Raw genomic sequence first — 9,521 nt, forward strand, 5'->3', positions numbered from 1 at the left:
GCACCCGCCCGGCCGGTGCCCCGCCCCACGCGTCAGCGTGGACGGGAGCCTCCGCCTCCGGCCCGCGGGGCCGGGCGAGAGGAGTCGCCATGATCGCAGCGCTCGGGGCGAACCGCCGCGGACCGCTTCGACACGAGGGCGACGTCCCCGGACGGCCTCGTCCGGCGGGCGAGGGCCGCGCACCCATCCGCGAGGGCCGCGGCACCGAAGAGACAGTGAGGGCGGCCCGCGCGGCCGGCGCACCGAAACCGACGTACACGAGGGGGCAGACATGAACCGGCGCAGTGTCGCGGTGATCGGGTCGGGAGTGGCGGGCCTGACCGCCGGGTACGTGCTCTCGCGGACGCACGACGTGGTCCTGTACGAAGCCGACTCCCGGCTCGGGGGCCACGCGCACACCCACGAACTCCCGACCGGGGCGGGCGGCACCGTGCGCGTGGACACCGGCTTCATCGTGCACAACGAACGCACCTACCCCCACCTGCTGAGGCTCTTCCGCGAGCTCGGAGTGGCCACCCAGGACTCCGAGATGAGCATGTCCGTACGGTGCGACGGCTGCGGCCTCGAATACGCCGGCGCCCGCGGCCCCCGCGGACTGCTCGGCGGCGGGAACCTGCGCCGCCCCCGCCATCTGCGGATGCTCGCCGAGGTACCGCGCTTCCACCGGGCCGCGCGACGGCTGCTCGCCTCGGGGGACGACACCCGGACGCTCGGGACCTTCCTGCGGCGCGGCGGATTCTCCCCGTACTTCGTCGGCCACTTCGCGATCCCGCTCGTCTCCTGCGTCTGGTCCTGCGCCCCGGACACCGCCCTGCAGTACCCGGCGGCGTACCTCTTCCGCTTCCTCGACCACCACGGGCTGCTGTCCGTCACCGGTTCGCCCCAGTGGAAGACCGTGACCGGAGGTTCGTCGGCCTACGTCGACAAGGTCGCCAAGCACCTCGCCTCCGTGCGCACCTCCACCCCCGTACGGGCGATCGAGCGCGGACCCGACCACGCGCGCGTGACCACCCAGGACGGCCACTCCGAGACGCACGCGGCCGTCGTCGTCGCCGTCCACCCCGACCAGGCCCTGCGGATGCTGGCGGATCCGACGCCCGACGAACGGCGCGTCCTCGGAGCGTTCACCTACTCCCGCAACCCCACCGTGCTGCACCGGGACGACACCGTCCTGCCCCGCTCACCCCACGCGCGGGCCTCCTGGAACTACTGGCTCCCGTCCTGCGCGGCCCGCCCCGGGAGCGTGCGGGTGAGCTACGACATGAACCGCCTCCAGCGCCTCGCCGTGCCCGAACCCCACCTCGTCACCCTGAACCCCGGCAGCCGCGTCGACGAGAGCGCCGTGCTCGCCCGGATGGTGTACGAACATCCCGTCTACACCCCCCGATCGGTCGCCGCCCAGCGCGAACTCCCGGGCCTCGCCACCTCCGTCACCGCCTTCGCCGGCGCCTACCACGGCTGGGGCTTCCACGAGGACGGCTGCCGCTCCGGCGTCGAGGCCGCCCGGACCCTGGGGGTGGACTGGTGACGACCGCCGGCACCGCTCCCGCGACACCCGCCCTCTACACCTGCGACATCGCCCACGCGCGGGTCGAGCCGGTACGCCACTCGCTGCGCCAGCGCACCTACCTCTGGCTCGTCGACCTCGACGCCCTGCCCTCGCCGCCCCGCCTCCTCCGCCCTCTCGCCCGCTTCGACGCCCGCGACCACTTCGGCGGCCGAGCCCCCACCATCCGTGCCGGCCTCGACGCCTACCTCGCCTCCCACGGCGTACGGAACGCCGACGGCCGCGTCCTGATGCTGGCCCACGCCCGCGTCCTCGGCTACGTCTTCAACCCGCTCACCGTGTACTGGTGTCACGACAAGGCGGGCCGCCCCGTCTGCGTCGTCGCCGAGGTGCACAACACGTACGGCGGCCGCCACTGCTACCTGCTGCGCCCCGACGCCGAAGGGCGCGCCGACGTCGAGAAGGACTTCTACGTCTCCCCGTTCTTCGACGTCGAAGGCTCCTACCGGATGCGGCTGCCCCTCCCGGGGGACCGCCTCGACCTCACCGTCCAGCTACGGCTCGGGGACGGCAGCCGGCCGTTCACCGCCACCGTCCGGGGCCGGCACCGCCCCGCCGACCCACGCGGTCTGCTGACCGCGGCGCTCCGCCACCCCTGGTCCACCGCGGCCGTCAGCGCCGGCATCCGCCGGCACGGAATCCGCCTGTACCTCAAGGGACTTCCCGTCCGCCCGCGCCCCGCGCCGTCCACCCGAGAAGGCATGCTGTGACACTCTCCCTCACGCCGGACACCTCCGTCCGCACGGCGGGCCGCCGCCCACCCGTCGACGCGGCCCGGTGGCCCGACGTCGCGCGCCTGCCGCAAGCCTCCGCCCTGCGCACGGCCATCGCCCGACGCATCGTCGAACGAGCGCTGGCAGGCCTGCCCCTGCGGATACGGCACGGCGACGGGCCGGGACGGGTTCCCCGCCCCGGAAACCCTCGGCAGGAAGCGCTCCCGGACGGCGCGCCCACCCTCACCCTGCACGATCCCGCGGCCTTCCACCGGCGGATCGGCGCCGACGGCCTCATCGGCTTCGGCGAGTCGTACATGGCGGGCGAATGGGACAGCGACGACCTCGTCCGCCTGCTCACCGTGCTCGCCACCCACGTCGACGACCTCGTCCCCGCCCCGCTGCGCCGCCTCCGCGGGCTCTGGGCACACCGCAGGCCGCTGCGGGACCGCAGCACCATCGAGGGCGCGCGCGACAACATCCACCGGCACTACGACCTGTCGAACGAACTGTTCACGCTCTTCCTGGACCAGAGCCTGACCTATTCCTCGGCGCTGTTCGACACCCTCCCCGCGACGCCGGACGCGCTGACCGCGGCACAGCACGCCAAGATCGACCGGCTGCTCGACCTCGCGGGCGTCGGCCCCGGCACCCGGCTCCTGGAGATCGGCACCGGCTGGGGCGAACTCGCGATCCGGGCCGCGGAGCGCGGCGCCGACGTCCTGACCGTCACGCTCTCCGGGGAGCAGCGCGACCTCGCGCTGCGCCGGATCGCCGAAGCGGGGGTGGCCGGGCGGGTCGCCGTCGAACTGCGGGACTACCGCGAGGTCGAGGGCCGGTACGACGCCGTCGTCAGCGTCGAGATGATCGAGGCGGTCGGCGCCGAGTTCTGGCCCGCGTACTTCACCGCCCTGCGCCGGCTCCTCGCCCCCGGCGGCCGGGTGGCCCTCCAGGCCATCACGATGCCGCACGACCGGATGCTCGCCACGGCCCGCACGCACACCTGGATCAGCAAGTACGTCTTCCCCGGCGGCCTCATCCCCTCGCCGGACGCCCTCGCCCGCGAGAGCGCCGCCGCCGGCCTGCACATCACCGACGACGACGGTTTCGGCGACCACTACGCCGAGACGCTCCGCCTCTGGCGCGAACGCTTCGTCGACGATCCCGGCGCGGTCGACGCCCTCGGCTTCGACCGGACCTTCCGCCGCATGTGGGAGCTGTATCTCGCCTACTCGGAGGCCGGCTTCCGCGCGCGCTACCTCGACGTCAGGCAGCTGCGGCTGGTCGCCGCCGACGGGGACGGGGAGGCCCCGCGGTGAACGGACCGGCCTTCGCCGTCAACCTGGCCGCCTCGGCGGGCGCGGCCCTCGCGGTCATGCTGGTCACCTTCGCCGTGGGCCTGGTGCGGGGCGTCCACCGGATCGTCGACGTCGCTTGGGGCCTCGCCTTCGCCGCGGTCGCGCTCGTCACCTGGGCGCTCTCCGCCGGGTACGGCGACGACACCCGCCGACTCGTCGTCACCCTCGCGACCTGCCTCTGGGGCCTGCGGCTCGCGGTCCACATCGCCCGCAGAGGACGCGGCCACGGCGAGGACCCCCGCTACGCGCGCATGCTCGCCAAGGCCCCGGGCAGCCCGGCCCTCTACGCGCTGCGCAAGGTCTACCTCCTCCAGGGCGCGCTGGTCTGGCTCGTCTCGCTCCCCGTCCAGGCCGCCGCGTACCTCCCCGAGGGAGTCGACGTCCTCTTGGTCGCGGGACTGGTGCTGTGGGCCGTCGGCCTGGCCTTCGAGGCCGTGGGGGACCACCAGCTGGCCCGCTTCAAGGCCGATCCCGCCCACCGCGGACGGGTCATGGACCAGGGCCTCTGGAGCTGGACCCGGCACCCCAACTACTTCGGGGACTTCCTGGTCTGGTGGGGCCTCTACCTGACGGCCTGCGCCACCTGGCCCACCGCGGCCCTCACCCTCGTCTCCCCCCTGGTGATGAGCGGACTCCTCATCTGGGGGAGCGGCAAGCGGCTGCTGGACGCCCACATGGCCGACCGCCCCGGCTGGTCGGCCTACGCCGCCCGCACGAGCGGCTTCTTCCCCCGCCCCCCGCGCCGCACGACGAGCCGGACGGAGCCCCTGTGACCTCCCCGGCCCAGGGCGTCCGCCGGAGGGAGGGGGACCTCCTGGACGTCCTGAGCGCCCCGGCCGTCCCCACCGCCGCCGTACTCCTGCTGCACGGCGGGCGCTCCGAGGGCCTGGAGCCACCGCCTCCGGTCAATCTGCCGGCGTGGCGCATGCGCCCGTTCGCCGCCCGCCTCAGGCGGAGTCTCGCCGACCGGCACGTGGTCGTCGCGCTCGTCCGGTACCGCCACCGGGGCTGGAACGGAGCGCGTGCCGACGCCGCCAGGGACGCCGAGGCCGCCCTCGCGGCGGTGGCGCGGACGGCGGGGGACGTCCCGGTCGTCCTCGTCGGGCATTCGATGGGCGCCAGGGCCGCCCTGCGCGCGGCGGGGCACCCGCTGGTCCGCGGGGTGGTCGGTCTGGCCCCCTGGTGCCCGCCCGGCGAGCCCGTCGAGCACCTCGCCGGCCGCCGCATCCATCTGCTGCACGACGAGGCCGACCGGGTCACCTCGGCGTCGGCCACCTGGGAGTTCGTCCGCCGTGCGCGCGTGGCCGGCGCCCACGCCGAGGGGATCGCCATGCGGCGCGGAGGCCACGCGATGCTCCGCGGCGCCACCGACTGGCAGCGCCGTACCGCGGAACTCGTCGCCGCACTGCTGGTGAACCCGTCCCCCTCCCCGGGCGGAGAACCCGGGGAGGGGGACGACGAGACGGCCTGACGTGGCCCCGCCGGTACGACCGCGTCCGGGCCGCGCCGAGAAGAAGGAGACCTGCCTGATGTCAGCGGTTCAAGGCGTCGAGGACGGGGAGGACCAGATGCTCGCGCACGGCCTCCGCCGGGTCGGCACCAGGGCCCAGGGCCGGTGCGTCACCGACCGCCGCGCGAGCGGCGAAACCGGTGTCCAGATGCGGCATGCGCACGTCCAGCACCGTGAGACGGTCGCGGCGGACCTCACGCCCGGCCACGCCGAGCCAGGCGGCGAGGGCCGACTTCGCCGCCGCGTAGTCGGCCATGCCCCGGGCGGGGCGGTCCACGATCTCGCCCGTCACCACGGCCACGACGCCGCCCGGGGAGAGCACCCCCAGGGAGCCCCTGACGACCGCCATCGGTGCCAGGGCGTTCACGGTGAGGAGATGCTCGGCCGACGCGTCCGACACCGCCGCCACGGATCCGAAGCCGGCCACGCCGAACGCCACCACCAGCGCGTCGAGTCCGCCGAGGACGTCTTCGGCCCACGGCGCCAGCCGGGCGCAGCCGTCCAGGTCGTACGCCTCGAAGACACGCCGAGGCCGCCCGCCGAGCGCCGAGGCACGCTCGTCCAGCCGGTCACGGTCACGGCCGGCCAGAGCGATGGCGCCACCGCGCCCGGCCAACTGCCCGGCGGCCAGCCCGCCGATGGCACCGGTCGCACCGACCACGAGAACCCGGGCTCCGACGACACCCATGGCGTGCTCCTTCTCCGGAGGGCTGCTTCTCTCCTTCTGCGGCCCGGCGCCTCCCGGATGCGCCACCACGCCCCGAGCCGCCGCCGGACCCGCACGGGTCCGCCCCGGTCGCGTCCTCCCGTGACGGGACGATCGCCCGGCGTAACGTGGCCGGGTCGGGTTGGCCAGTGGGCGGAACGGACCGAGGAGCGGTGACGGCGATGCGAGGGACCGTCGACGAAGGCGCGGATCTGGACGTGGTGATCGTCGGTGCCGGTGCGTCCGGCCTCGCGTGTGCCGCCGACCTCCTCGCCGCGGGACTGAAGGTGCGCCTGCTGGAGGCCGAGGACACCGTGGGCGGCCGGATGCGGACCGACCGGATCGGAGGCTTCACCCTCGACCGCGGATTCCAGGTGTTCAACACCTCCTATCCGCAGGTCAGACGGCGCCTGGACCTCAAGGCGCTCAGACTGCGGCCGTTCACCGCGGGCATGCTGCTGCACACCCCCGACGGGCCGCGCCGCTTCACCGACCCCACCCGACGCGGCCGGGGACACGGCGGACTCCTCCCGGTCGAGGGCGCGTCGGCCCGCGACCTGACCGCCCTCGGCCTGCTGTCGGCACGCGACATGCTGGCACCCGCCGCGTGGCTGCGACGCCGAGCCGACGCGACCACCGCGACCGCGCTCGCCGACGCCGGTCTCTCCGCCGAACTCGTCGAGAGCTTCCTCCGGCCCTTCCTCTCCGGGGTCTTCCTCGAAGACGACCTGGAGACCTCGGCGCGCTTCTTCCACCTCGTCTGGCGCAGCATGCTCCGGGGCACGCTGTGTCTGCCGGCCGGGGGCATCGGCGCGGTCCCGGCCCAGCTCGCCGCGCGGCTTCCCGACGGCGTGCTGCGCACCGGAGCCGGGGTCGCCGCGCTGACCCCCGACGGCGTCGCCCTCGCCGAGGGCGGCGAGCTGCCCGTCCGTACCGTCGTCGTCGCCACCGGGCAGGGAGCGGCGGCCGAACTGCTCCCCGGCCTCGACGTGCCCCGCGGCAGGACGGTGACCACGCTCTACCACGCTGCCGCGCGGTCCCCTCTGGCCGAGCCCACTCTCGTCGTCGACGAGCGGCGCCGGTTCCTCAACTCGTGCGTCCTCACCGAGGTCCACCCCGGGTTCGCCGGCGACGGCCGGGCGCTCGTCTCGACCTCCGTCCTCGGCTCCCCGGGACCGGCCGAGGTGGCGGACGTCGAAGCGGCCCTCGGCGAGGCGTACGGAACGGACGTGTCCGCCTGGGAACCGGTGCACCGCGTCACGGTGCGGGACGCCCTTCCCGCGATGCCCCCGCCCCTGGCCCTGTCCCGCTCCACGCGCTTCGCCCCGGGCCGCTACGTCTGTGGTGATCACAGGGCGACGGGCTCGCTCCAGGGCGCCCTGGCCTCCGGGGCGCGAGCCGCCCGGGAGGTTCTGGCCGACCTGAGGGCCGGCGTCGGGTGAGCATCCCCCGACCCGCCACCGACGAGGCGGGATCCGGTTTCGGTGCACGAACGACGCGACTTGTGGGGGGTCGGGACCGGCGGGACCGTGGAGGGGAACGGTCTTGACGGTGTCCAGACCCGGGAGGCGTCATGAGTGACAAGCCGGCACCCGTATCCGCGCCCGTATCCGCGCCCGTACCTCCCGGGGAGACACCCCCGGCCGAGGGTTCCACGTCGTCGGCGCATCAGGAGCGACCGGACGGGGGCATCTGGGAGCACCCGATGGTGTGGGTGTCCCTGATCGCCTTCGGCTCCGTCTTGGTGGCGCTGCTGTTCGCGTTCCGCGTCGGCGGAGGGCTGTGAGGCACCCCGGGGCCGCGTGGAGGCTGCCGCGGGGCTACGGAACCTCGATCAGGAAGAGTTCGTCCTCGTAGCACCAGCCCCACTTCTCCTCGGGGTCCAGGGAGAGCGCCACGGGGTACCCCGACGCCGCGTGATGGGCGTAGGCGTGGCGCCCCCGGGAGCTGTCGCAGCAGCCGACGTGCCCGCACGTCGCGCACCACCGCAGCCTCGCCCACGCCCAGCCCAGGACCTCGCACTCCTCGCAGCCGTCACCGGGCGGTCCGGCCGGTCGCGTGATCTCCGGGAGGTGGCCGCAGACCCGTCCGTCGGGACGCCCGGGGTCGGGCGCCACTCTCCATGACCCCTCGCCTCCCACCGCACCCGTGGTCATCACCCAGCCACCTCGTCTCGCGGATCTGTCCCCCGTACGCCCCCTCTTCCTGTGAACGGGTTCGGAGGGATGCGCGGCAAGGCAGCACCCCTGGCGTGGCGCCGGGGAGCGGCGCGAACCGGGCTCGGGGGCGGCGCGTCAGCGGCAGCGGGCGGTGAAGCCGTGCGCCGCCAGGCCTCGGCAGAAGGCCGCTCGGGCGGGGCCGTACCGCGAGAGGCGGCCGTCGACGAACCACGTGGTGTCCGGCGGGAAGTCGAAGCTGCCGTCCTCGACGCCGTCCCAGCCGTAGCGGAAGTCGAGACCGATGTAGACCACCGAGCGGATCACGCCCCGGAGGTCGTGCTCGCCGGGCAGGTTGGGGATCGGTCCCCGGTAGTTCAGGAGGGAGAAGAGCCGGTTGACCCACTGCTCGGCGCGGACCTGCTCGATCCCGTCGGTGGAGGTGCCGTCCGCCGTGAAGTTCATCAGGCCGGCCTCGGACAGCACGACCGGTTTGCCGTGGTCGCGGGCGAACTTCACGAGCTTCAGGACGTTGCCGTCGTGGTCGAAGTTCCGCCAGACGGCCGCCGGATTGCCGTGCGCGTCCGTGCCGATGTACGCGTTCCGGCACTGGCTCGCGGCGATGTCGTAGTTCTGCGGCGGAGTGCCGTTGTAGAGGTACCCGCGGTCGTGGATCGGCAGGCACAGCTCGTGCGCGAAGACGGACACGCCCATCCAGTCGACGGCGGCGTCCCCCGGGTACATCGCCTCGTACTCGCCCCGCACCGGGTGGAAGACGTACTCCAGGTTGTGCGCGCGGGAGCGGGCGTCCAGGTGGGCGGCCAGCCGGCTGAAGGCGTTCTTGTACGTGGAACAGGACGCGTCCGCACAGTGGTAGAAGGAGCTGACCTCGTAGTCGAGGCGCAGCTTGAACCGGGCGGCAGGGTACGCGTCGGTGAAGGCGAGCAGCCGGTCGAGGGCCGCGGTGTGTCCGCCCGCGGCGATCTCGGCGGTGACCGCGCGCGAGCGGGCCGCCTTGGCGTTCTCGTCGCCGCCGGTGAAGCCGGGCGGATTGTCCTTCCAGCTGATCCCTACCTGCACGGTTCCGCCCTGCTGGGCCAGCATCGTCGCGTAGGAGCGGTGGTTGTCGCCCACCCAGTCGCCGCGGCGCAGCTCGTAGTAGACCGAACCGCCGTCGGCGTCCTGTCCGTAGCTCTGGAAGTCGTCCCAGGCGGTCCGGGTGGACTGGCCGATCAGCAGCTCGGGCGCCGCGGCGGCGGACGCGGTACGGGGGGAGTCGTCGGTGCGGGCGGAGGCCGGGCCCGCGGGCAGGACCGCGAACGCGGCCAGGGCCAGGGCGGCGAGGGACGCGAGGAGCCGGGCGGCGGCCCTCGGGGGACGTGGGTGCTGCATCGTGGCTGCTTCCGTTGAGGGGGGCGGGGGAGAGGGAGGGGGGGAGGGGCGGGGGGGGGGGGGCGGCGGGGGCCCCCCCCCCCCCGCGGGGGGCGCGGGCCACGCGCCCCGGGGGGGTT

Annotated in this window: 10 protein-coding genes; 7 read left to right on the plus strand and 3 right to left on the minus strand. The window is 74.5% G+C overall.

The window, feature by feature from the left end; translation table 11 throughout:
• The first annotated feature begins 271 nt into the window (after positions 1–271).
• From ACFYT9_RS21130 to ACFYT9_RS21150, 5 genes are read left to right on the plus strand one after another with little or no spacing between them, the layout of a single operon-like run.
• Positions 272–1,528 (plus strand): NAD(P)/FAD-dependent oxidoreductase, encoded by a 1,257-nt coding sequence (locus ACFYT9_RS21130; protein WP_389166014.1) that lies wholly within the window; start codon positions 272–274, stop codon positions 1,526–1,528.
• Positions 1,525–2,277, plus strand: a complete 753-nt coding sequence (locus tag ACFYT9_RS21135; protein WP_376596169.1) for a DUF1365 domain-containing protein — start codon at positions 1,525–1,527, stop codon at positions 2,275–2,277. The genes ACFYT9_RS21130 and ACFYT9_RS21135 overlap by 4 nt, the downstream gene beginning before the upstream one ends.
• Positions 2,274–3,599, plus strand: coding sequence for a class I SAM-dependent methyltransferase (locus ACFYT9_RS21140; RefSeq protein WP_389166016.1), 1,326 nt, complete (start codon positions 2,274–2,276; stop codon positions 3,597–3,599). Before ACFYT9_RS21135 ends, ACFYT9_RS21140 begins: the two co-directional genes overlap by 4 nt.
• A 56-nt stretch (positions 3,600–3,655) precedes the next feature.
• Positions 3,656–4,411 carry a DUF1295 domain-containing protein gene (locus ACFYT9_RS21145; RefSeq protein WP_376596221.1) on the plus strand — a complete coding sequence of 252 codons (756 nt, stop codon included), beginning with the start codon at positions 3,656–3,658 and terminating at the stop codon, positions 4,409–4,411.
• The gene (locus ACFYT9_RS21150) at positions 4,408–5,109 is read left to right on the plus strand and encodes an alpha/beta fold hydrolase (RefSeq protein ID WP_389166019.1); all 702 of its coding nucleotides are present in this window, start codon (positions 4,408–4,410) and stop codon (positions 5,107–5,109) included. Before ACFYT9_RS21145 ends, ACFYT9_RS21150 begins: the two co-directional genes overlap by 4 nt.
• 61 nt (positions 5,110–5,170) lie before the next feature.
• Here ACFYT9_RS21150 and ACFYT9_RS21155 read toward each other — a convergent pair whose 3' ends face one another.
• Positions 5,171–5,836 carry an SDR family NAD(P)-dependent oxidoreductase gene (locus ACFYT9_RS21155; protein WP_389166022.1) on the minus strand — a complete coding sequence of 222 codons (666 nt, stop codon included), beginning with the start codon at positions 5,834–5,836 and terminating at the stop codon, positions 5,171–5,173.
• Positions 5,837–6,036: 200 nt separating this feature from the next.
• Here ACFYT9_RS21155 and ACFYT9_RS21160 point away from each other — a divergent pair, with 200 nt between their 5' ends.
• Together ACFYT9_RS21160 and ACFYT9_RS21165 are read left to right on the plus strand one after the other, a co-directional pair.
• Complete coding sequence (locus ACFYT9_RS21160) at positions 6,037–7,296, plus strand: NAD(P)/FAD-dependent oxidoreductase (protein WP_389166025.1); 1,260 nt, start codon at positions 6,037–6,039, stop codon at positions 7,294–7,296.
• A gap of 131 nt (positions 7,297–7,427) precedes the next feature.
• On the plus strand, positions 7,428–7,640 hold the full coding sequence (locus ACFYT9_RS21165; protein WP_389166027.1) for a DUF6480 family protein: 213 nt from the start codon (positions 7,428–7,430) through the stop codon (positions 7,638–7,640).
• 34 nt (positions 7,641–7,674) lie between these two features.
• On the opposite strand, the gene ACFYT9_RS21170 is transcribed toward ACFYT9_RS21165, so the two are convergent.
• Together ACFYT9_RS21170 and ACFYT9_RS21175 are read right to left on the minus strand one after the other, a co-directional pair.
• On the minus strand, positions 7,675–7,971 hold the full coding sequence (locus tag ACFYT9_RS21170; protein ID WP_389166029.1) for a UBP-type zinc finger domain-containing protein: 297 nt from the start codon (positions 7,969–7,971) through the stop codon (positions 7,675–7,677).
• 177 nt (positions 7,972–8,148) lie between these two features.
• Positions 8,149–9,402, minus strand: a complete 1,254-nt coding sequence (locus tag ACFYT9_RS21175; RefSeq protein ID WP_389166032.1) for a hypothetical protein — start codon at positions 9,400–9,402, stop codon at positions 8,149–8,151.
• Positions 9,403–9,521: the final 119 nt, after the last annotated feature.

The sequence above is a fragment of the Streptomyces sp. NPDC004435 genome, from assembly GCF_042873895.1.
Classification (GTDB): domain Bacteria; phylum Actinomycetota; class Actinomycetes; order Streptomycetales; family Streptomycetaceae; genus Streptomyces.